This is a genomic window from Klebsiella sp. Q2, assembly GCF_009900705.1.
Classification (GTDB): domain Bacteria; phylum Pseudomonadota; class Gammaproteobacteria; order Enterobacterales; family Enterobacteriaceae; genus Klebsiella; species Klebsiella quasipneumoniae.
In genome coordinates, this window is the sequence record NZ_JAAABE010000001.1 from 1326795 (window position 1) to 1349556 (window position 22762).

At 58.0% G+C, this 22762-nt stretch carries 21 protein-coding genes and 1 other RNA gene; 7 read left to right on the top strand and 15 right to left on the bottom strand.

Going from position 1 to position 22762, the window contains the following annotated elements; translation table 11 throughout:
• Positions 1 to 64: 64 nt before the first annotated feature.
• The 5 genes from GT756_RS06460 to GT756_RS06480 all read right to left on the bottom strand — a co-directional run bounded on the left by GT756_RS06460 (position 65) and on the right by GT756_RS06480 (position 6824).
• Entirely contained in the window at positions 65 to 2122 is a 2058-nt protein-coding gene (locus tag GT756_RS06460) for a beta-galactosidase (RefSeq protein WP_080841334.1), read from the bottom strand.
• Positions 2123 to 2152: 30 nt separating this feature from the next.
• Positions 2153 to 3355, bottom strand: coding sequence for an arabinogalactan endo-beta-1,4-galactanase (locus tag GT756_RS06465; protein WP_004204760.1), 1203 nt, complete (start codon positions 3353 to 3355; stop codon positions 2153 to 2155).
• A gap of 4 nt (positions 3356 to 3359) precedes the next feature.
• Positions 3360 to 4211 (bottom strand): sugar ABC transporter permease, encoded by an 852-nt coding sequence (locus GT756_RS06470; protein WP_004204761.1) that lies wholly within the window; start codon positions 4209 to 4211, stop codon positions 3360 to 3362.
• A gap of 10 nt (positions 4212 to 4221) precedes the next feature.
• Entirely contained in the window at positions 4222 to 5529 is a 1308-nt protein-coding gene (locus GT756_RS06475; protein ID WP_017898898.1) for a carbohydrate ABC transporter permease, read from the bottom strand.
• Positions 5530 to 5591: 62 nt separating this feature from the next.
• Positions 5592 to 6824 (bottom strand): maltodextrin ABC transporter substrate-binding protein, encoded by a 1233-nt coding sequence (locus GT756_RS06480; protein ID WP_160124619.1) that lies wholly within the window; start codon positions 6822 to 6824, stop codon positions 5592 to 5594.
• A gap of 355 nt (positions 6825 to 7179) precedes the next feature.
• Here GT756_RS06480 and GT756_RS06485 point away from each other — a divergent pair, with 355 nt between their 5' ends.
• A complete protein-coding gene (locus tag GT756_RS06485) occupies positions 7180 to 8289 on the top strand; it encodes an ABC transporter ATP-binding protein (protein ID WP_023319854.1) in 1110 nt (369 codons plus the stop codon).
• A 235-nt stretch (positions 8290 to 8524) separates the two neighbouring features.
• A complete protein-coding gene (locus GT756_RS06490) occupies positions 8525 to 10084 on the top strand; it encodes an EAL domain-containing protein (protein ID WP_048294260.1) in 1560 nt (519 codons plus the stop codon).
• A 62-nt stretch (positions 10085 to 10146) separates the two neighbouring features.
• On the opposite strand, the gene GT756_RS06495 is transcribed toward GT756_RS06490, so the two are convergent.
• Entirely contained in the window at positions 10147 to 10419 is a 273-nt protein-coding gene (locus GT756_RS06495) for a metal-sensing transcriptional repressor (RefSeq protein ID WP_004204767.1), read from the bottom strand.
• A 164-nt stretch (positions 10420 to 10583) separates the two neighbouring features.
• Here GT756_RS06495 and GT756_RS06500 point away from each other — a divergent pair, with 164 nt between their 5' ends.
• Positions 10584 to 11423 (top strand): nickel/cobalt efflux protein RcnA, encoded by an 840-nt coding sequence (locus tag GT756_RS06500; RefSeq protein WP_080837264.1) that lies wholly within the window; start codon positions 10584 to 10586, stop codon positions 11421 to 11423.
• 44 nt (positions 11424 to 11467) lie between these two features.
• Here the strand turns inward: GT756_RS06500 and GT756_RS06505 are convergent, their stop codons facing one another.
• Positions 11468 to 12082 carry a YitT family protein gene (locus GT756_RS06505; protein WP_004204770.1) on the bottom strand — a complete coding sequence of 205 codons (615 nt, stop codon included), beginning with the start codon at positions 12080 to 12082 and terminating at the stop codon, positions 11468 to 11470.
• 88 nt (positions 12083 to 12170) lie between these two features.
• On the opposite strand from GT756_RS06505, the gene GT756_RS06510 reads away from it, so the two are divergent.
• The gene (locus GT756_RS06510; protein WP_160124620.1) at positions 12171 to 13598 is read left to right on the top strand and encodes a PLP-dependent aminotransferase family protein; all 1428 of its coding nucleotides are present in this window, start codon (positions 12171 to 12173) and stop codon (positions 13596 to 13598) included.
• Between the two features lie 134 nt (positions 13599 to 13732).
• Here GT756_RS06510 and GT756_RS06515 read toward each other — a convergent pair whose 3' ends face one another.
• The 3 genes from GT756_RS06515 to ffs all read right to left on the bottom strand — a co-directional run bounded on the left by GT756_RS06515 (position 13733) and on the right by ffs (position 14610).
• Positions 13733 to 13948, bottom strand: coding sequence for a hypothetical protein (locus GT756_RS06515; protein ID WP_004142688.1), 216 nt, complete (start codon positions 13946 to 13948; stop codon positions 13733 to 13735).
• Positions 13945 to 14202, bottom strand: coding sequence for a hypothetical protein (locus GT756_RS06520; RefSeq protein ID WP_004204776.1), 258 nt, complete (start codon positions 14200 to 14202; stop codon positions 13945 to 13947). The genes GT756_RS06515 and GT756_RS06520 overlap by 4 nt, the downstream gene beginning before the upstream one ends.
• Before the next feature lie 311 nt (positions 14203 to 14513).
• Positions 14514 to 14610, bottom strand: an RNA gene (gene ffs, locus GT756_RS06525) — signal recognition particle sRNA small type.
• Between the two features lie 241 nt (positions 14611 to 14851).
• Between ffs and GT756_RS06530 the strand changes: the two genes are divergently transcribed.
• Entirely contained in the window at positions 14852 to 15259 is a 408-nt protein-coding gene (locus GT756_RS06530) for a hypothetical protein (protein WP_017898905.1), read from the top strand.
• Positions 15260 to 15325: 66 nt separating this feature from the next.
• Positions 15326 to 15637 carry an MGMT family protein gene (locus GT756_RS06535; RefSeq protein ID WP_004204778.1) on the top strand — a complete coding sequence of 104 codons (312 nt, stop codon included), beginning with the start codon at positions 15326 to 15328 and terminating at the stop codon, positions 15635 to 15637.
• Between the two features lie 38 nt (positions 15638 to 15675).
• Here GT756_RS06535 and GT756_RS06540 read toward each other — a convergent pair whose 3' ends face one another.
• Positions 15676 to 16167, bottom strand: a complete 492-nt coding sequence (locus tag GT756_RS06540; RefSeq protein ID WP_002891903.1) for a YbaY family lipoprotein — start codon at positions 16165 to 16167, stop codon at positions 15676 to 15678.
• A 216-nt stretch (positions 16168 to 16383) separates the two neighbouring features.
• On the opposite strand from GT756_RS06540, the gene tesB reads away from it, so the two are divergent.
• Positions 16384 to 17247, top strand: coding sequence for an acyl-CoA thioesterase II (gene tesB / locus GT756_RS06545; protein WP_004204779.1), 864 nt, complete (start codon positions 16384 to 16386; stop codon positions 17245 to 17247).
• 51 nt (positions 17248 to 17298) lie between these two features.
• On the opposite strand, the gene amtB is transcribed toward tesB, so the two are convergent.
• The 4 genes from amtB to GT756_RS06565 form a co-directional block, all read right to left on the bottom strand.
• Complete coding sequence (amtB, locus tag GT756_RS06550; RefSeq protein ID WP_004204781.1) at positions 17299 to 18585, bottom strand: ammonium transporter AmtB; 1287 nt, start codon at positions 18583 to 18585, stop codon at positions 17299 to 17301.
• 33 nt (positions 18586 to 18618) lie between these two features.
• Positions 18619 to 18957: a P-II family nitrogen regulator gene (glnK, locus tag GT756_RS06555; protein ID WP_002891893.1), complete on the bottom strand. Its 339-nt coding sequence runs from the start codon at positions 18955 to 18957 to the stop codon at positions 18619 to 18621.
• A 243-nt stretch (positions 18958 to 19200) separates the two neighbouring features.
• The gene (locus tag GT756_RS06560; RefSeq protein WP_004204783.1) at positions 19201 to 20979 is read right to left on the bottom strand and encodes a SmdB family multidrug efflux ABC transporter permease/ATP-binding protein; all 1779 of its coding nucleotides are present in this window, start codon (positions 20977 to 20979) and stop codon (positions 19201 to 19203) included.
• Positions 20972 to 22744, bottom strand: coding sequence for a SmdA family multidrug ABC transporter permease/ATP-binding protein (locus tag GT756_RS06565; protein WP_160124621.1), 1773 nt, complete (start codon positions 22742 to 22744; stop codon positions 20972 to 20974). Before GT756_RS06565 ends, GT756_RS06560 begins: the two co-directional genes overlap by 8 nt.
• Between the last annotated feature and the right edge of the window lie 18 nt (positions 22745 to 22762).

Consider the following 22762-nt stretch of genomic DNA (forward strand, 5'->3'; position numbering starts at 1 on the left):
CATAAACTCCAGGGTAATAGATAAAAAAAAGCCTGCTCGTCAGAGCAGGCGTGGAGAAAAAAGATTAGGCGTGGCGACGGAGAATACGGCAATCCCATGCTGACAGGGTTAGCGGGGCCGACACCACCGCGTCGGTCAGGCAATCCCGATACCCTGACGGCAGGCTCAGGGTATGGCTTTGCGCGCTGTAGTTCTGCAGGAAGACAAACGTGCTCTCACCGTCGGTGCGCGCAGTAGCCACCACGCCGGGCGGTAAATCCGCCGCGATCGCCCGCGGTAGCGCCAGCTCCTTGCTCAGGGCGGCAAAGAAGTCGCGCTGGAAGGCCAAATCGTTGCGGGAGGCCACATGCCAGGCTTTACCTTTCCCGAAGCCGTTCACCGTCACCGCTGGCCTTCCGGCATAAAAATCATCCCGGTAGGTGGCCAGTGTCTGCGCGCTTTCGGTATGGATCAGTTCACAGAGATGGCGCACCTGATACGGGCCCTGCAGACCGCACTGATTCCCGGCCAGGCCCTGCACCAGATTAAACTCGCCGTCATTCAGGCAGTCGATCTCTTCCGCCCAGATGCCCAGCAGATTGCGCAGCGGGCCAGGGAAGCCGCCGAGATAGCAGAGATCGGATTCGTTGACGATGCCGGTCCAGTAAGTGGTCACCAGATGGCCGCCGCTGGCGACAAACGCCTCCGCCCGCGCGGCAAAGCCGTCGCGCACCATGTATAACATCGGGGCAATGACCAGCAGGTATGGCGTTAAATCAGCGTCGGCGTCAATCACATCGACGGCGATGCCCTGCTCCCAGAACGGACGGTAGTGCTCATTGACCGTCTTCTCATACTCCATCCCCAGATTGCGCGGTCCCTGGGCGTCATCAAGCGCCCAGCGGTTCTGCTGGTCGAAGATAATCGCCACTTTCGCCTCGGTGCGACAGCCCCGGACCTCCGGTAGCTTGCTCAGTATCTCACCGAGTTTGCTGACTTCACGGCCAATACGGGTATCGATGTGCCCGACATGGTCGACCACCGCGCCGTGAAATTTCTCAACCGAACCGCGACTTTTCCGCCACTGGAAATACTGCACCGAGTCGGCGCCATGCGCCACCGCCTGCAGCGAGGAGAGAATATGCATGCCCGGTTTCTTCAGTTTGCTGGTCGGCTGCCAGTTAGTCGCGCCCGGCGTGGACTCCATCAGCACAAACGGCTGGCCGCCCTTCAGGCTGCGCATCATGTCGTGATACATCGCGGTGTAGCAGGCCAGCGCGGTTTCGTCTTTATCGCGGTGCCACATCGGATAGCTGTCCCACGAGATAAAGTCCAGCACCTCCGCCAGCTGCCAGTAGTCATAATCGTAGAAATACTCCATAAAGTTGGTGGTCACCGGGAGGGCGGCATTCGCCGCCTTCAGCGGGGCGATTTCATGGCGGCAGAAATCGGTCACCTGAGCGGTGTTAAAGCGATGCCAGTCAAGGTTGAGACCGTGGATCGACGTTTCACCCTGCGGCGCAGGCGATTCAATCTGCGACCAGTCGGTATAGGTATGGCTCCAGAAGGTGCTCCACCAGGCCTGGTTGAGGTTCTCCAGGGTCTGGTACCGCGTCTTCAGCCAGTCGCGAAAGCGGGTCTGGCAGCGCTCGCAATGACATTCTCCGCCATATTCATTGGAAATATGCCAGCCCAGCACCGCCGGGTGCGCAGCATAGCGCTCCGCCAGCAGGCTATTAATTTTCAGGGTCTTCTCACGATAGATCGGCGATGACATACAGTGGTTGTGACGGCCGCCGTGCAGGGCCGGCACCCTATCGCGCCCCACCCGCAGAACCTGCGGATAGCGTTGAGACATCCACGCCGGACGCGCGCCGCTCGGGGTGGCCAGAAATACATGAATGCCGGCGGCATACAGTTTATCGAGAATAGTATCCAGCCAGGCGAAATCAAATACCCCTTCGCGCGGCTCAAGTTTCGCCCAGCTAAATATGCCCACCGACATCACATTGCATTTTGCCTGCTGCATCATGGCAATGTCTTTATCAATAATGTCGGGGTCATTCTCCCATTGTTCCGGATTATAATCCGCGCCATGCAGCAGCGTATTAACCTTTGGATGTAAAGGTGCAAATTTATTCATAATAAACTTCCTGAAAAGAACGACAAATAATTAATTAAATACTTTTACCGACGGCAGTACTTTTCCCTGGCAGTCAAATAGCGCCTGATTTTCCCGCGCATTACCCTCTTTCCATTCGTCATGGATATATTTCATCCCCGCCGGGGTGGCCCAGGTATTTCCCGGCACGGCAATCCACGTGGGCTCCCAGTAAAAAATACCTTTGCCGCGCTGGTCGGGAACATCTATTACGGCCTGCATCAGATCGTGAATATAGCGATATTGCCCCTGCACGGTGGCGGGATAGCCTCCGTCCTTTTCCTCTTTGGCCTGAAAACTGTTTTCCGCGTTATCGCAGTTAGCCAGGGTATAGGCATAGGCCGCCTCGACGACAATGACATCTTTGTTATAGCGTTTGCTGATGTCATCCATATTGGCCTTCAGGGCGCTGATCGGCCCGTTCCAGTAGGTGTACATCGACAAACCAATCACGTCATAGGGCACATGACGTTTCTCTATTTCGTCAAACCACCAGCGGAAGGTATCGTTCTTGGTCCCTTCAGCCAGATGCAGCATGATTTTCACCTGCTCGCCATTGCGCAGATTCGCCTTCAGACCATCAATGGCCGCGTTCAGCAGCCCGGCCAGCCGGTCGAACTCGCCGCCCCCCTGCCCCCAGCTTTTCCCTTCCGGCCACAGCATACCGCCGTTGATCTCATTGCCGATCTGCACCATATCCGGCAGGACGCCCGCCTGCTTAAAGCGGGCGATGGTATCCCGGGTATAGTCATGAATCGCCGTTTTCAGCTGCGGATAATCCATCTTTTCCCAGGCCTTGGGTTTGAACTGCTTGCCGGGATCGGTCCAAAAATCGCTGTAATGGAAGTCGAGCAGCAGCTTCATTCCCTGGGCTTTCGCCCGTTTCGCCAGCGCCAGAGTAGTGGCCAGATCGTTATTCCCGCCGCCATAGCCCTCGCCGCTTGCCGATTGCGGATCCACCCACAGGCGGAGGCGAACATAGTTGACGCCGTTCTCTTTCAGAATGGCGATCGGATCCTTACGCTGGTTATTCTGGTCGTAGAAAATTGCCCCGTGCTTTTCGGCATCCAGCAGCGTGGAGATATCCGCGCCTTTAATAAAGTCCGCCGGCATACCCTGAAAGGCGCGGGTTTCAAGCGCGTCCGCTGCCAGCGAAGGGAGGGAAAAACTGCATGCCAGACAAACCGCAAGCCATGCGGGTGTAAATCTTTTCATGTGCTTATCCTTTAGTACTGCCCGAGGTCAGGCCGGAGACGAAGTATTTTTGTAACGCCAGATAGAGGATCGCGACCGGCACGGCAATCAGCACCGCCCCCGCCGCGTAGGTGGTGTAGCTGGCCCCCATTTTTTGCGCCACCAGGTTATACAGACCGATAGGCAGCGTGTATTTATCCGGGGTACGCAGGATGGTGCTGGAGAGGATGAAATCCCCCAGCGGGCCGGTGAAGGAGAACAGCGCCACCACCGCGAGGATCGGCCTCGACAACGGCATGATGATCTCAATAAAGATGCGAAAGCTACTGGCGCCGTCCATGCGGGCGGACTCATCCAGATCTTTAGGGATCGCGTCGAGATACCCCTTCATCAGCCAGGTGTTCATCGGGATCATTCCCCCGACGTAGATCAGCACCAGCGCCAGATGGCTGTTTATCAGGCCAAGCAGTTGCGACAGCACAAAGATGGCAATCAGCGCGGAAAACTGCGGGATCATCTGCAGCAGCAGGAACAGCATCAACCCGTTCTGCCGCCCTTTAAAGCGGAAGCGGGAGAAGGCGTAAGCGGTAAAGCTGACGCTAATCAGGGTCAGCACCATGGTCAGAAAGCTGATTTTCATCGAGTTCCAGTACCAGGTGAGGTAATTCACATTGCCATTGAACAGATCGGCATAGTGCTGGAACGACAGGTTTTCCGGAATGATCGAGGTACTGAGCAGGCTATTGCCGGCGTTCAGCGACGCCCCGACGGTCCAGACCAGCGGGTAGATAATCACCACCGAGACCAGGATAACCACCAGCCAGGTGAGAGAGAGTCGGATCCACTTTTCGCGTTTAATACTGGGTGATTGAGCCATGTTGCTTCCCTTACGCCATGTCGTCATTTTTGAAGGATTTGGTGGCGCGGAACTGCCACAGCGCCAGGCCGACGACGAAGATCGACAGCAGGATAGTGATGGTCGCCGCGATGGCGTACTGCGACGAGGACATCGTCAGCTTATAGATCCACGACACCAGAATATCCGTCCCGCCGGCGTTAGATCCCGCCACCGCAGGGCCGCCGTTGTTAAACAGATAAATAATGTTGAAATTATTAAAGTTGAAGGTGTACTGGGTGATGATGATCGGCGCGATCGCGTACAGCACCAGCGGCAGGGTGATGGTGCGCAGGCGGGTAAAGGCGCTGGCGCCGTCCATCGTCGCCGCTTCATACAGATCGTCCGGGATCGCCTGCAGCACGCCGGTGGTCATGGCAAAGACAAACGGAAAGCCAAGCCAGGTCTGCATCATGATCAGCGCGGTTTTGGTCCAGAACGGGTCGGTTAGCCATGCCTTCGGGCTGATGCCGAAGAATGACAGGATCGCGTTGTTAATCACCCCGAAGGAGTCATTGAACATCCCGGCAAAGACGAGGATAGTGACAAACCCCGGCACCGCCCACGGCAAAATAAAGATGGTGCGGATCAGCGGCTTAAAGCGCAGATCTTTTTGGTTCACCAGAATCGCCAACAGCACGCCCACCGTACACTGCAGGGTGGTCGCCAGCAGCGTCCACACCACGGTCCACTGCAGCACATCCAGAAAGGTGGAGCGCCAGATGGAGAGGGTGAAAATATTGACGAAGTTTTTCAGCCCCACCCAGTCCACCAGCTTCGCCGGCGGCGTGTGGTACAGGTTGTAGTTGGTGAAGGCGATGGCGAAACCAAACAGAATGGGAAAGATCACCACAAAGACCAGCAGAATAAAGCCCGGGGTGATCATCAGGTACGGGAAGCCGTCGCTCAGCAGCATCTGGTACTGCTTACGCACGCTGTTCAGCGCGACCCCTTCATCGCGTTTTTTGCCGTTCAGCCACGCGTCCCGCAGCGAGAGAAAATAGATCAGCACGCCAAAAGCGACGATCAGCACGCTGATAATCCCCTCCGCTAACAGGAAGATAGAGTTATCCCGGGGCACCTCTTCACCCAGGGTATAGAGCCCCCACAGCCCCTCGCGCAGGAAATCGTAAAAAATACCCAAAAAGCTGCTCAGCAGCACCAGGAAGACCAGCCCCTTCAGCCACTGGCGATGATAAAACTGGCCGAAACCCGGCACGATTGCCAGCAACAGGCCGCACCACGCATGGCGCCCGGGCCCGCGCGCGTCGCTAAAATTTTCGCTGGAATGGATGCTCACACTCGACTCCTTCTACAAACGGGAGGTCCCCCTCCCGCTCGGTGACTTCACGTGACGGTAAATTACTGATTGCTGGCCTGCATCGCTTCAATCTGCATCTTGATCTGTTTCACCGCATTATCGAGCGCGGCCTGCGGCGCCTGCTTGCCGGTGAGGCTCAGTTCAAGCGCGGCATTGGCCGGCCCCCACACTTCCCCCATCTCCGGAATGCCCGGCATAGCCATCGCCCGAGCCGACTGAACGGCGACGGCGCTGGCCTTTTCGTCATTTTTAATCACCGGGTCGTCAATCATCGCCTTCAGCGGCGGGATTTCGCCGGTGGCGACATAGCGGGCTTTTACATACTGCGGCTGGTTGATGAACTCGATAAACTGTTGCGCCAGCGCCTTGTCTTTACTCCAGGTCGATACCACGTAGCCCTTAACGCCGAGGAAGGAGCTCATTGGCTTGCCGTCCGGCAGGGTCGGCAGCGGCACCACGCCAAAGTTGATACCGGCGGCTTCATACGGCTGGAAGGCCCAGGGGCCGTTGATCACCGCCGCCGCTTTTTTCTCGGTAAACAGCGAATCAATGGCGTTCAGCCCGTTATCGCCGAGGCTCCCTGCGGGGAAGGCCTTCTCGGCATAGAATTTTTTCAGGAAGGTCACGGCTTCCACGGCGCCGGGCGTATTGAGCCCCACCTGCTGCGGATTAAAACCGCCGCCGTCGTTCTTCGCGAAGATATAGCCGCCCATCGGGCCAATCGCCCCCCAGCTGTAGTAGATCTGATCAAACTTGGCCAGCAGGCCGTATTTGTTCTGCTCGCGCTGGGTCTTCGAGTAGTCCAGCCAGGCCTGCAGACTGTCCAGCGGCTTGTCGATCAGGTCCTTGTTGTAGATAAGCACCAGGGTTTCCACCGCTTTCGGGATCCCATACAGCGCGTTGTCCATGCGGAAGGCGTTGATAGAGGCTGGCGTAAAGGCATCCTGTTTCGCCTGCTCAACGTTGAGCGGCGAGAGAAGTCCCTGAACGACGGCGCCGCCGAGCTGGTCATTCGGGATCACCAGCACGTCCGGCCCAATGCCCGCCGGGCCATCGAGGCGCAGCTTTTCCAGCTGCTGGGCATAAGGCATCTCCTGCAGATTGACCTTCACGTTGTACTGCTTCTCAAAATCGCTGACCGCGGTTTTGATGCCAGTGGATTTTTTAATGTCTTCCCAAACGTTGAGCTGCCCGGCGGCATGCGCCTGCAGGCTGGTAAGTTGCCCCGCCGCGAGGGTGGTAAGGATCAGTGCAGCAAGCGTGTTCTTTTTCATTATCAACCTCATGTGAAGGTATAACAATTTAATGGTTTTTTATTTGACTTACGTCTGCCAGTTAGAAAAAAAATCATTTCAAACTGCCTTGTTACATAGAAAACAGACTCTGGTTCGCTTTTGTTATACGCTACGCTTTGATTGGGGATAAAACTACCATAAGCTGCCAGTTGTGTGATCATCCTTGCAGAAATGAAACGCCGCTGTATGGCGCAAAAACCGCGGAAGTTATAGTCAGGACATGATTTTAGCGCTGTTGAATATCGTCACGCTGATTTGTTATACGTAATACAAACACACTCAAATCAGCGACACGCCAACGGCAAACAACGGCTACTCACTTCGGGGAATGTGGATGTCCAATATACGACTGAGGAATGTCACCAAAAGGTTCGGCAGCACGGTGACGCTGCACCAGGTCAATCTCGATATTGAAGATGGCGAGTTTGCGGTCTTCGTCGGCCCTTCCGGCTGTGGAAAATCGACGCTGTTACGTATGATTGCCGGGCTGGAAGAGGTCAGTGACGGGGAAGTGCTGATTGGCGATGAGGTGATGAACGATGTAGTCCCCGCCCGCCGCGGCGTGGCGATGGTTTTTCAGTCCTATGCGCTCTATCCGCACATGACGGTGGCGGAGAATATGGGCTATGGGCTGAAAGTGAATAAAGTGCCGAAAGCGGAGATCCGTCGCCAGGTGGAAATGGTGGCCAAAACGCTGCAGCTCTCTCACCTGCTGGATCGTAAACCGAAGCAGCTCTCCGGCGGCCAGCGGCAGCGTGTGGCCATTGGCCGCGCTATCGTGCGTAATCCCCGGGTGTTTATGTTCGATGAGCCGCTTTCTAACCTCGATGCCGAGCTGCGCGTCGATATGCGCCTGCATATTGCCCGCCTGCACCAGGAGCTGAAGACCACCATGGTCTATGTCACGCACGATCAGGTGGAGGCGATGACGCTTGCCGATAAAATCGTAGTCATGAACTACGGGAAGGTCGAACAAATGGGTTCGCCGATGGCGCTGTACTACAATCCGGTCAACAAATTCGTCGCCGGTTTTATCGGCTCGCCAAAGATGAACTTTTTGCCGGCCACCGTCAGCGACTGGCAGGCAGAGCGCTTAACGGTCACCCTCGCCCAGGACCAACAGCTCACCCTGAACGTTGCCACCCAACCGCTGAAGCCCGGCGCCGCGGTCACGCTGGGGATCCGGCCAGAGCACCTCACGCCGGAAGTCTCCACCGGTACCGTGGTGGAGTTTCAATGTGAAGTGGTGGAGCGTCTGGGCAACAATACCTACCTGTTCGGCCAGTGCTACGGTCACGATAACGTCAAGGTTCTGCTGCCCGGCGACGTCCATTTCCGCCCGTGGCAGAAGATTAATCTGGCCTTCGATGACCGCTTCTGCATGGTGTTTGATGAGAACGATCTGCGCATCAGCGCCGATATCACGGCGCCGGACGCGCACTAAGCCAACATATTGCTGTCATCTGCGCAGCGTATGCTGCGACTGAATGCCGGAATACATCCTGCCCGGCATTCACACCCTCATTTTATTCTGCTGCATCGGAATCATCCTTCTCTCCCGGCATCGCAGGTTATTGTGATGCCGGTTTTTTTTCCCCGCGCAGCGCGATTTCTCCCGCTGCGCCCGGTTTATCTTTCGCATATACTGATGACACCCGGCGAACGATAAGGATACAGGCATGAGGACCCGGCATCTGATGGCGCTGTTTACAGGAGTGCTGATACTGGCCATCATCCTGCCTATCTCGCTCAGCATCTGGCAGGCGGCGCGGCAGGCCAAAATGCAGTTCTATCGTGAGCTGGATGATTATTCCAACCGTATTGTCGTCCGCACGCTGCAGGTCGCCGATCAGGCCCGGGAAGCACTGCGGGAGGCCGACTCACACTCTGCCGCCTCCTGTAGCCCTGAGCATCTGCTCACCCTCCGCCGGATCGCCTATACCCATCGCTACGTGCAGGAAGTGCTCTGGCTGGAAGATTCCGTACCGCAATGCTCCTCCCTGGAAGACCATAGCGTTGCGGTGACCTTCCCGCCACCGGATCACATTGCCCCCGACGGCTATCGCACCTGGCTGACCTCGATTAACGATCTTGGCCTTAATCACCAGATGACGGCCATGGCCAGCCGGCAGCATATGGTAATGATCGATCCCATCTCCTTCATTGATGTGGTGCCCGCCAGCGAGGAGAAGATCCATACCATGCTGTTTGGTTTGGACCATCTGAAAATGGTGATCAGCAGCCAGCCGCTGCCGGCGAAGGTCTGGCAACGGATTAAAGATCCGCACCTGAATATGCTGACCCTGGATAATACGGTCTACCGGATCCAGCGCATTCCCGAGCTGGGATCCGGCATTGTGACCTGGTCATCCACGCTGCCGCTACAGCAGCGCATTCGCCAGCAGCTGATCTTCTGGCTCCCTGTCGGCATCTTCACCAGCCTGCTTGCCACCTGGCTGCTGCTGCGCCTGCTGAGACACCTGCGTTCACCGCGCAACAGTATGCTGGACGCCCTCAATTCCCAGGCGATTCAGGTTCACTATCAGCCGATTATTTCATTGCAGGACGGAAAAATCGCCGGGGCCGAAGCGCTGGCGCGCTGGCAGCAACCCGACGGCACCTTTTTATCGCCGGATATCTTCATTCCCCTGGCCGAGCAAACCGGACTGATCACCCAGCTGACGGAAGATATCGTCAGGAAAATTTTTGCCGACCTGGGCCCCTGGCTGAGGCAGCGGCCGGAAGTGCATATCTCCATCAACCTGTCGGTGGATGACTTACGCTCTCCCACCCTACCCAAGCTATTACACGATCAGCTGCAGCACTGGGGGATCGCCGCCGAACAGATTATCCTTGAGATCACCGAGCGCGGGTTTGTCGACCCGGAGACCACCATGCCGGTGATCGCACACTACCGCGAGGCCGGGCACCGCATTTCGATTGACGATTTCGGTACCGGCTACTCCAGCCTGAGCTATCTGCAGAAGCTGGACGTCGACACGCTGAAAATCGATAAATCCTTTGTCGATACCCTCGAGTACCGGCCGCTGACGCCGCACATTATTGAAATGGCCAAGGCGCTCAATTTGGCCACCGTCGCCGAAGGGGTTGAAACCGTAAGCCAGCGCGACTGGCTGAGACAGCATGGCGTTCAGTACGCCCAGGGGTGGCTGTACAGCAAAGCGCTGCCAAAAGAGTCGTTTATTCTGTGGGCGGAAGAGAACCTCCATGCGCATTAAGCGGCAGGCGGCCTGCGCAGAAGGTCAGCGGGCGCGGCCTCTTCGCCGCCCTCTGCCGGAGGCTACTTCAGATAGGATTTAATCACCTGCATCACCGTCTCCAGATCCGCCTCACGCTGCGTCTCGTCTGGCTCTTTCACCACATGGTCGGTGAGATGTCCCTGGATAACCTGCAGCATCATACCATTGACCGCGCCGCGGATCGCCGCCAGCTGCTGTAGCACCTCAGCGCACTCATGCTCGCGATTAAGCATTTTCTCTAATGCGGTACTCTGCCCCTGAATTTTCTTCAGCCGGGTCAGTAACTTCTTTTTGTCTCTCACTGTGTGTGACATTACGCGATCCACCGTTTTTTTCTGTCCGGGATTACCGACCTGCGTGGTCAGCAACGCCTGCCAGCATACCATGATCCCTTTTATTAGCCGCTTTATCTACTGGGGGGTAGTATTTTACTACTGGGGGGGAGTAGGATAAACGCACTTTTGGCAAGGATCCCGATATGAACGATTTCACTTCCCTTCTGCAGCAGGGCAATGCCTGGCTGTTTATTCCCAGCGCAATACTGCTCGGCGCGCTGCACGGCCTCGAACCCGGGCACTCAAAAACAATGATGGCCGCCTTTATCGTGGCGGTGCGAGGAACCTTAAAACAGGCGGTACTGCTGGGGCTGGCGGCCACGGTTTCGCATACGGCGGTGGTCTGGCTGATCGCCATGGCCGGTCTGTGGTTTGGCCGCGGCTGGAACACCCAGACTTCTGAGCCCTGGTTTCAGCTGATTTCGGGGATTATCATTGTGTTGATTGCCTGCTGGATGCTCTGGCGCACCTGGCGCGAATCGCGTCCCCACTCCCACCATTATCATCAGCACGACCATGAACATGAACATGAACATGAACATCATCATGAACATTCACATGACCGCCATCATTCTCACGCCCCTGGCGCGCCGCTGGTGGCGGAGGAGTGGCAGGACGCGCATCAGCGGGCCCATGCCCAGGAGATCAACCGGCGCTTTGATGGCCGTCAGGTGACGACCGGGCAAATCGTGCTGTTTGGCCTGACCGGCGGGCTGATCCCCTGCCCGGCGTCCATTACCGTGCTGCTTATCTGTTTACAGCTGAAGAAATTCTCGCTGGGCGCCACGCTGGTGCTGGGCTTTAGCGTCGGTCTGGCGCTGACGCTGGTGGCTTCCGGGGCTATTGCCGCCCTGAGCATGAAACATGCCGCCCGCCGCTGGCCGTGGCTTAACGACCTCTCGCGCAAGGCGCCCTGGATCTCAGGTTTACTGATTATTGTGGTAGGGATCTACATGATGCTTCATGGCCTGAGCGGTCTGTAAACCACAAAGCGCCCTCTTCTTGACGACGAGGGCGTGGGTTCCCTTCAGGAGACGCTCTCCCGGGGAGTGTTGACCGCGTTGCGGTTGACGGGCTGACTGAACCACGGCAGGCACAGCTGGATAAGCGGTCCAATCGACAGCGCGTAAATGACGGTTCCGACGCCAAACTTGCCCCCCAGCAGACAGCCAATCAGCAGCACGGAAAGCTCGATCGCCGTCCGGATACCGCGCAATGACCAGCCGGTGCGAGCGTGCAGGCCGGTCATCAGACCATCGCGCGGACCCGGGCCAAAGCCCGCGCCAATGTACATCCCGGTGGCGATAGCGTTCAGCACAATCGCCACCACCAGCAGCGCACTGCGCGCCACCAGCGATTCCAGCGGCGGCAGGACGGCCAGCGTGGCGTCCGCCGCCAACCCCAGCACTATCACATTGCTCACCGTGCCGAGCCCCGGCATCTGCCGAATCGGGATCCATAGCAGCAGCACCGCGGCGCCGGTCAGAATAATCACGGTCCCGAAACTGATCCCCAGCTGTTTAGCCACTCCAAGATGAAAGACGTCCCACGGATCGGCGCCGAGATTAGCATGCACGAAGAGCGCCGTGGACACGCCGTAGAGCACCAGACCGATATATAACTGCAGCAGGCGACGAAGCATATTTTTTCCTCAACATCATTGCGAATGCCCTCATCATCAGCAAAAATGGACTGATAATTAATGGCCAGTTTTGGAAAAGTGGATCGCTATGTCAGCCCGACGCTTTGGAACACAGTCCCTGGTACGCCTGCTCGGCAACTGGCAGGAGTCCAGTTCACGCACACCGCTATGGCGCCAGCTGGCGGAAGCGCTCCGCCTGCTGATCCTCGATGGCCGTCTGACGCTACAGACGCGCCTGCCCGGCGAGCGCGAGCTGGCGGCGGCCCTCAACGTCAGCCGGACGACCATCGCCAGCGCCCTCGGCCAGCTGCGGGAGGAGGGATTTCTCCAAAGCCGCCAGGGAAGCGGGTCGCGCATTGTTTTGCCGGAACGCCCTGCCGACCTGCCGCCGCCCTCTGCGACCCCCTCGACGATCAATCTCTCTACCGCCGCCCTCAGCGCCGGTCCGGAGGTCCATCAGGCCTTCCAGCATGCCATGACCCTGCTGCCGCCCTATCTCGCCCAGACCGGTTACGATCAGCAGGGGCTCCCGGTGCTACGGGAAGCGATTGCCCGGCGCTACAGCGAACGTGGCCTGCCGACGCGGCCCGATGAAGTGATGGTGGTCAACGGCGCGCTCAGCGCCTTCGCGCTGATCATGCGTCTGTTCACCGGCCCCGGTGACCGGGTGGTCATTGATGCCCCGACCTATCCAATGGCCATCAGCGCCATTCAGGGCGCCTCCTGCCGGCCCATTGGGGTCGCACTCCCACAGCAGGGGTGGGACTGCGATGGATTCGCGGCGATCATTGCGCAGACCGCGCCGCGTCTGGCATGGCTGATGCCGGATTTTCACAACCCCACCGGGCGCTGTATGGATGCCCTCACCCGCCAGCGGGTCGCGGACATCGCGGCCAGGACGCGAACAACGCTGGTGATCGATGAGACCATGGTCGACCTCTGGTATAACGCCCCGCCCCCGCCGCCGCTGGCCTGCTTTAATCCCGACGCCGCGGTGATCACCATCGGTTCGGCCGGGAAAAGTTTCTGGGGGGGACTGCGCATCGGCTGGATCCGCGCCAGCACGCGAACAATCGCCTCGCTTATTCAGGCCCGCGACTCTCTGGACTTGGGTACGCCGCTGCTGGAGCAGCTGGCCTGCAGCTGGCTGCTGGCAAACGCCGCCACGCTGCTGCCGCCGCGACGGGAGATGCTGAAGGCGCGCCGGGACATGTGCGAAGAGCTGATGAAAGAGTATTTTCCCCGCTGGCGCTTTACGCCACCGGAAGGCGGGCTCTCTTTTTGGGTGGAACTCCCTGACATGCTAGCCACTTTGTTCTCTGCACGTGCGGAAAGCCAGGGGATCCATATCGGCACCGGCACGCGGTTTGGTCTGGAGGGCGCGTTCGATCGCTATTTACGTCTGCCGTTTACGCTGCCGGATGAAGCATTGCGCCAGGCCTTCTCCACGCTACAACCATTGTGGCACAGCCTTGCAGAACAGCGGGAAAGTACGCGTTTGCGGAAAATAATATAAGAAAATATCGACGGGCTGGCTTCAGCCCGTCAAAAGTCCGTCATCCATGAGGTATATGAGATGTTTTTATAAAATTGCCTGGGTATCCTGCCATCTGGTTATGGCAACCCGGTGACGGAAATAAGGCAATTTCATTAATGCTGGCGCGGAATAGGAAACCCTTTCAAGGAAATAATAAAGCCATCTTCATCTTTTTTAATTTTAGCGCCGGTGTCACACCAGTCGGAGGCAATGCGAAAGAACTCATCACTACCGATATTCCAGTTCAGGCGAACGTGTTTCACGTATCCTGAGCGCAACATATCGCAGGCTTCGCTGTAGTTACTGGCTGTAGAGAATTGTTGTTTCATTTTTTCTTCTTCAGAAGTTTTCTTAATGCTTTGATTTCTTTAGGGGTTAATGGCGTCGCTTCCTCTTCGGTATGCTGGCTGTCAATGTCCTCTTCCGTCACCCCCGCCTCATCTGCTGACGCCTCCAGCTGAAAAGCCAGCTGCAGCAGCTTTTCCGTTGCCGTACCCAGGTTCTCGTTATTCACTTCCGCATAATGACGCAACTTCTCTTTTAACTCAGCGTCAATTTTTACATTCAAAACCACTGTGGTCATAGCTACGCTTCCCGTGCAATAAAATCATCATAATTAATACACGAAGTTAACATGCTGATCCAGAGATATATTTTATAGCATGGATCTGGCAACAAATTCCCACCAATAAGATGCGCTTTATTTATGACACGCAAATGACATTAATATTTCAGTAGCATTTCAGATTTATGACAAGTAAATATTATGGAATAAGTAGAGGGTGTTTTAGCAACTAAAAATAATATGTGATCTGAATTAGGAATAAATTCTGGCCAGCAGAGAAGACCGCACAAATACAAGGGGAAAATTACGAAGGCCGAAATGGGTGGGGGCCCTGCCAGCTACATCCCAGCACACACGTCGTCTGCTCTGGCTGCTTCCTTCCGGACCTGACCTGGTAAACAGAGTAGCGTTGCGGGAGAACCAACAGAGCCCCCATTGAGAGCGTTGTTACCCAACGCGCTGGCGCATTATCCCTGCTGACCTGGTGAATTGCAAGCACGCCCCGACTGCCTGCTGGTTTATTGCGCAATAATGCGAATAAAACCAGTCACTCACGCTCAACCTGTGAGATTGCGAGCGCGCGCTCAGCACACAGTCGGGATATCTACCATACTTAGCTATCTTGCGTCCCCTTTTATCATCAGCACCTTGTCTCGACGGTAATCGAATGACTGACTCATCACCACAGACCATCACTCTGCCTTTACCCGCCATTGAAGGGATGACCATCGCCTTTCAGGGGGTGAATTATCTGCGCCCTGAAAAAATGCTCGACTTCGTGACCATCAGTCAGGCGCCGGTGCGGGCGGTCACGCCGCTGGCGCTGCTCTATTCCACCGTCGGCGTCCTGCGCCAGGTGGAACTGCGCAAGCTACCGGTCTACATCAGCGGTCGGGTGGTATACCCCATCTCGTCGCTGACCATGCCGGGCCTGCGCGCGAAGCTGATCATCAACGCGACCTCGCAGCGGTTAAAATTCCTTGAGAGCCTCATCGCCAGTTCACCTTCCGACAATGTCCATGGCATGCAGATCCTCGGCCTCGCTCTGACGTTCACCGTCGAACAGCCCGCCTGATCGGGCAGGCTGTACAGCCTGAAGATCAGCGCTTATGCTGGCGTTTTTCGGGTAACAGGACTGAATATGGATCCGCACGATACATTTCCCCAACGTGTCTGGCACATTGTGGCGTCGATACCGGAAGGGTATGTCACGACCTATGGCGATGTCGCCAGGCTGGCTGGTTCGCCGCGCGCGGCGCGCCAGGTGGGCGGTGTGCTGAAGCGTCTGCCGGAAGGGTCCACTCTGCCCTGGCATCGGGTAGTCAATCGCCATGGCGATATCTCCCTCACCGGCCCCGATCTGCAGCGGCAGCGTCAGGCGCTGCTGGCCGAAGGGGTGCAGGTCTCCGGCGGCGGCCATATCGATCTCCAGCGCTATCGCTGGGTTTACTGAAGACCAAAAAAAAGCCCCCATTCGGGGGCTTAGCGAGCTTACTGTGCGACAGGCACGGCGGTCTGCTGAACCGGAACCAGCGTCAGGTCGGCATGGGTGCCCCCCTGGTTGATCACCGTCTGCACGGTATCGGTAATGAACATCAGCTGGCCGTTAACCGTAATCGCTGCGCTCAACAGAATGCGGGCGTTCGGTTGAATATCTGCCGGGTTGTAAGGCAGTGCAAAGTTGAATGGCGCCTGCTTGCCTTCGGTACGCACCGCTTTTTGCGACAATACGCGGGCTGGCGCATCGGCCAGAGAAGCATCCGACAGGGTCACCGTCAGCACCGCATCCGGCGGCAAAGCGATTCTCTGGCGGATATTAATCGTCCCCGTGACGCTCGGCTGCTGCTGCGCCACGCTCAGCGTCGCAATACCGTAAGGGTCAGGTGCGGCCGCCTGCGTCGAAGAATTGTTCGAGTGGTGATTAGCACAGGCGGTCAGCGTCGCGGCGACGGCTAAGGCACTAAACATATAGGCAAATTTCATGATGTTCTCCTTATCATCCCTTAATACCCAGGAGGATGTTCCGCCGCTTCGCCGGCAGGAACTTTCGTGTCGTCAATAAGTGTGGCACAGATCGCAGATTTCTTCCTGTTGACCGGTTGTTATTCAGATTATTACACCCATCGGACCACTTGCGATTCCAGGTTATACTTTGCCACATTACGCGCGCGGCGCCGCCATTGTTAACTGAGGAAAAGTATGAGTCAGGCACTCTCTAACCTGCTGGCATTATTAGATTTGGAAAAAATTGAGGAAGGGTTGTTCCGTGGACAGAGCGAAGACCTGGGATTGCGCCAGGTTTTTGGCGGCCAGGTGGTGGGCCAGGCGCTGTATGCGGCAAAAGAGACCGTGCCCGTTGAACGTCTGGTGCATTCGTTTCACAGCTACTTTCTGCGCCCCGGCGACAGTCAAAAACCGATCGTCTACGATGTGGAGGTGCTGCGCGACGGCAACAGCTTTAGCGCCCGCCGGGTCGCCGCCATCCAGAACGGGAAGCCGATCTTCTATATGACCGCCTCCTTCCAGGCGCCAGAGCACGGCTATGAACATCAGAAAGCGATGCCGGCCGCCCCCTCCCCTGATGGGCTGCCTTCGGAAACCGACATTGCCCGCAAGCTGGCGCATCTCCTGCCGCCGCAGGTGAAAGACAAATTCCTCTGCGATAAGCCGCTGGAGATCCGCCCGGTGGAGTTTCATAACCCGATGAAAGGCCATATCGCCGAGCCGGTGCGTCAGGTGTGGCTGCGCGCCAACGGCGCCGTTCCCGACGATCTGCGCATTCATCAGTATCTGCTGGGCTATGCCTCGGACTTTAACTTCCTGCCGGTGGCGCTGCAGCCGCACGGCGTTGGTTTCCTTGAGCCCGGCATGCAGGTCGCCACTATCGATCACTCGATGTGGTTCCATCGGCCGTTTAATATCAATGAGTGGCTGCTGTACAGCGTCGAAAGCACCTCGGCCTCCAGCGCCCGCGGCTTCGTCCGCGGCGAGTTCTACACCCAGGATGGCACGCTGGTTGCCTCAACGGTGCAGGAAGGGGTGATGCGCAACCGCAACGCATAAAAAAAGCCTCCCTGACGGGAGGCTTTTTGCTACATGGAGAAGGGTTTTCTGTCAGGCGTTGTAAGCGTTTTCGCCATGGCTGTTGACGTCCAGCCCTTCGCGCTCCTGCTCTTCCGGCACGCGCAGCCCTACGGTCATATCCGCTACTTTGTAGCCGATAAAAGCGACGACGCCGGACCAGACCACGGTAATGCCGATACTTTCCAGTTGCACCAGCAGCTGATGGCCCATGGTGACGCCTTCCGCATAACCGACGCCGCCCAGAGAAGTCGCCGCGAAGATACCGGTCAGAATACAGCCGACGATGCCGCAGACGCCGTGAACGCCGAAGACGTCGCAAGGGTCATCCACACGCAGCCAGCGTTTCAGCGCAGTCACGCCCCAGATACCCGCCAGGCCAGAGGCGATACCGACGATCAGCGCGCCGCCGACACCGATATAACCACACGCCGGCGTAACGCCAACCAGACCGGCAATTGCCCCGGAGCAGGCGCCCAGCAGTGAAGGTTTGCCGCGCAGAGCCCATTCGCCAAAGGTCCACGCCAGGATAGCAGCGGCGGTCGCCACGACGGTGTTAACGAACGCCAGGGCCGCGATTTCATTCGCTGCGCTGGCAGACCCGGCGTTGAAACCGAACCAACCCACGTAGAGGATAGCGGTGCCGGTGAACACCATCGGCAGGTTATGCGGTTTGAACGCTTCTTTGCCGAAGCCCACGCGTTTGCCCATCATATACGCGCCCACCAGCCCGGCGACCGCGGCGTTGATGTGCACAACGGTGCCGCCGGCGAAATCCAGCGCGCCATGCGTCGCCAGCAGACCGCCGCCCCAGACCATATGCGCAATCGGCACGTAGGAGAGCGTCATCCACACCACCACGAAAATCAGCACGGCGGAGAAACGGATACGTTCAGCCAGCGCCCCGACGATCAGCCCGACGGTGATGCAGGCGAACGAGCCCTGGAAGGCGACGTGGATATACTGATAGAAGGTGCCCATCAGCGCTTTCAGTTCAATATTTTTCAGCATCACCCAGTCAAAGCTGCCGAAGAAGCTGCCGCCGGTGCCGAAGGCCAGGGTATAGCCATAAATGACCCACAGTACGCAGACCAGGCCAAAGGTGACAATCACCTGCGTCAGCATGGAAAGAACGTTCTTACCGCGGATCAGGCCGCCGTAAAACAGCGCAATCCCCGGGATAGTCATAAACAGAACCAGCGCGGTGCAAATCATCATAAACGCGTTATCGGCTTTGTCCGCCACCGCAGGCGCGGCCATCGCCAGCCCCGGAAGAAGGGCTAATGCCCCCAGACCCGATTTCATTGTTGCCATTTTCATTGTTTCGTTCCCCATCACTGTGTGGTCTGGAAATTACAGTGCCGCTTCGTCAGCTTCGCCGGTACGGATGCGAATGACGCGCTGCAATTCAGCGACAAAAATTTTGCCGTCGCCAATTTTTCCGGTGTAAGCCGCTTTGCTGATGACATCGATAACTTCATCCAGCTGATCGTCGGCGATCGCCACATCAATCTTCACTTTTGGCAGAAAGTTGACGCTATACTCGGCGCCGCGGTAGAGCTCCGCATGTCCTTTCTGACGGCCAAATCCTTTGACTTCAGTGACCGTCAGGCCCTGAATGCCGATGGAAGACAAGGCTTCACGCACGTCTTCCAGTTTGAATGGTTTGATTACCACGGTAACCAGCTTCATAAGTCCCCTCCAGTCAGTATTCGGTAATGGCCGCAGCTAACACGATGGATATAAAGCAAGGGCTATGCCAGAAATGAAAAAAGGCCGCTGAGCGGCCCTTTGATGGCAAAAAACAGGCGAGAGGTCAGGCATTAGCCGGCGTAAAGGCATTTAACGGGCAAAAATGCACCACAGCGGTGCATTTGATGTAACGTTTTTGCACCACGACAGGCCGCCCAGCCTTCGCTGCCTGCTGGTGGTGCATCAGGCGCTGAGCGACTCTTCTCTGGCGCTGGCCGCCAGCTCTTCACCAGCCAGCTGTAGCTGATACATCTGCCAGTAGCGGCCTTTCGCCGCCAGCAGCTGCTGGTGGTTGCCCCGCTCGACGGCCTGACCACGATGCAGAACCAGAATGGTATCCGCCTCGACGATGGTCGACAGCCGATGGGCGATAACCACCAGGGTGGTATGCTGGCGAACCTTCGCCAGCGCCTGCTGGATCGCCTGCTCGGTACCGGAGTCGATGTTTGCCGTCGCCTCATCCAGAATCAGTACCTGCGGGGTGTCCACCAGCACGCGCGCCAGCGCCAGCAGTTGCTTCTGTCCGACGGAGAGATTATTGCCCTGCTCGCCCAGTTGGGTGTACAGGCCGTCGCTCATGCTGCGCGCCACAGCCGCCAGCTGCACCGCCTCCAGCGCTTCCCAGACCTGGGTTTCGCTGATGTCCCGGCCCAGCGCGACGTTGGCGTAGAAGGTATCCGCCAGCACCACCGGATCCTGTTGCACCATCGCGATGCCCCGACGCAACGCGCTGTGGCTAAGAGAAGCGAGCGGCCGGCCATCGATGCGGATCTCCCCGTGGGTTAACGGATAATAGCCCATCATCAGACTGGCGAGGGTACTCTTCCCGCTGCCGGTATGCCCGACCAGGGCCACAAAGCTGCGGGAAGGGATATCCAGCGTGATATCCTGGAGGACCAGACGATCCCCGCGGTAGGCGAAGGAGAGATGGTCGATTTCCACTCGACCGCTGCTCAGCGGCGCGTCATCGGCGCCCCACGCCTGGCGCGGACGGTCCATCAGTTCGAAAACGCGTTCGCCGGCGACCACCGCCTGCTGCAGCATCGACTGCTGGGTGGTCAGCTCAATGAGCGGCTCGTTAAGGCGCCCGAGATAGCTGATAAACGCATACAGGACCCCGACCTCAATCGTGCCCGCCGCGCTAAAGCCGAACAGCATCAGCAGCCCGCACAGCACCAGCGAGGAAAAAAGACTCAGCAGCGGACGCAGCAGAAAACCGTCGAGGCGTAGCGTCTGCATCCGCGCCAGGTAGTGGGCGTAGCTGGCCTCACGCATCCGTTCGCCAAAACGCGCCTGCTGGCGGAACTGCTGAATGACCCCCATGCCGTTGATCACTTCGTTAAAGCCATCGTTGATGTCGGCAAGCCAGGCGCGCACCCGGCGCACGATCGGCGTGCTATAGCGCTGATAAATGATCATCACGATCAGCACCGCCGGGAAAATCGCGATCGCCACCAGCGCCATCCGCCAGTCGAGGCTAAACATCGCCACCAGCATCGCGCCGATCAGCGCCGCGCTACGCAGCACCGTCGCCACTACCGTCACGTACAGGTCGCGAATGACTTCCGTATCGTTGGTTACCCGGGAGATAAGCTGCCCGACCGGCTGAGTATCAAACTCGCTGAGCGGCTGATGCAGGGCGGCATCCATCACATCGCTGCGTAACTGCTGGACCACGCCAACCGCGGCGCGGTTAAACAGCAGCGACTGGCTATAGTGCAGTAACGCCGCCAGCAGCTGCAGACCGATATAGGCTGCCGCCAGGCCTGCCACCAGCTTCAGCGGCAGAGTATGTTTCGCCACCATATTGTCGATGAAATAACTGATAAGCAGCGGACCGCTCACCTCTGCCGCCGCCGCGATCCACATCATCGCCACCGCGATGGCCAGCGGCTTACGCCACGGTGAACCATAGGCCAGCAGGCGTTTAAGCGTCGGCCAGAGTTCGGTAAAGCTACGCATCCAGGACCTCCTCTTGCTCCTGGGGAACCTCGTCGAGCGCGGCCTCCAGCTGCTGATAGCGATACATGTCGCGATACCAGCCTGGCTGCACGGCCAGCGCCTCATGGCGGCCGCGCTGGGCGACATGCCCATGCTGCAGCACCAGAATTTCACTGGCCTCGGTCAGCGCCGACAGCCGGTGGGCGCTGATGATCACCGTCCGGCCCTCTCCCCACTGGCGCAGGTTATGCAGGATCTGGTGTTCGGTGCGACCATCCACCGCCGATAAGGCATCATCCAGGATCAGAATTTCGGCCTCCAGCAGCAGGGCGCGGGCAATAGAGATACGCTGTTTCTGGCCGCCGGAGAGCATCACGCCGCGCTCGCCCACTTCGGTATCGTACCCCTGGGGCAGACGCAGAATGTCGTCATGCACGCTGGCCAGCCGCGCCACCCGCTCAATCTGTTCCGGCGTCGCGTCCGGTTTTCCCAGCGCGATATTATTGGCGACGGTATCGGAGAATAAAAACGGCGTCTGATTGACCACCGCCAGCCGTTCGCGCCAGCTGTCGAGCTGCAGACGCGGTAGCGGCAGATCGTGAAAGCGGATCTCGCCGCTGGTGACGTCAAAATGGCGCTGCAGCAGGGCCAGAATGGTGCTTTTGCCGGCGCCCGTCGGCCCGCAGATTCCCAACATTTGCCCCGGCTGAAGGGTAAAAATAACCTGTTCCAGTGAAGGTTTGCTCGCCTGCGGATAGATGAAATCGCGGATAGCGACCTGCAGGACGCCGCGGCCTGCTGGCACCGTCTCGGTCCCGTCGTCCACCGCCGGCGCCTCTTCGAGCAGGGTGCGGATACGACCATAGGCCGCGCTACCGCGCTCCACGATGTTAAACATCCACGCCAGCGCCAGCATCGGCCAGATCATCAGGCCAAGGTACATCACGAAGCTGGTCAGCTGCCCCAGCGTCAGGCTGCCGTGGATAACCATCCAGCTGCCGCCGCCGATGGCCAGCAGGTTCGCCGCCCCGATGGCGATATAGATGGTAGGGTCGAAGCGAGCGTCAATTCGCGCCACGCGCATATTTTTCGCTCCGGTATCAGCCGCATCGGCGGCAAACTGCGCCGACTGGCGATCCTCCAGCCCGAACGCCTTAATCATGCGGATGCTGGTCAGGCTCTCCTGCGTGCGATCGTTGAGGCTGGAAAAGGCCGCCTGGGCGACGCGAAAACGTTCGTGAAGGGCATCGCCGTTGCGTTTGATCGCCAGGGCCATCAGCGGCATCGGCAGCAGCGCCAGCAGGGTGAGCTGCCAGCTAATCTGCGTCGACATCACAATCAACACCGCACAGCCCATCACCAGGGAATCCACCAGGGTTAACACCCCTTCACCGGCGGCAAACACCACCCGGTCCACGTCGTTGGTGGCGCGGGCGATCAGATCCCCGGTGCGATGGCGCAAATAGAACGCCGGATGCTGGCGGCTCAGCTGCCGGTAAAAGTCTTCCCGCAGTTCGACCGCCAGCTGGTAAGAGGCGCCGAACAGCAGCACGCGCCAGACATAGCGCAGCAGGTAGACCATCACCGCGATCAGCACCAGCGCGCCGATCCACATCCACACCTTCTCCGCGGTGTAATGTTGTTGCGTCACGCCGTCGACCACAATGCCCACCACCTTCGGCGGAACAAGCTGCAGGACGGCAATAATGGCCAGCAGGGCAATTGCGCCAAGATAGCGGCGCCACTCCCGGCGGAAATACCAGCTGAGTTGTGCAAATAATCGCAAGCAGTAAGATCCTGATTT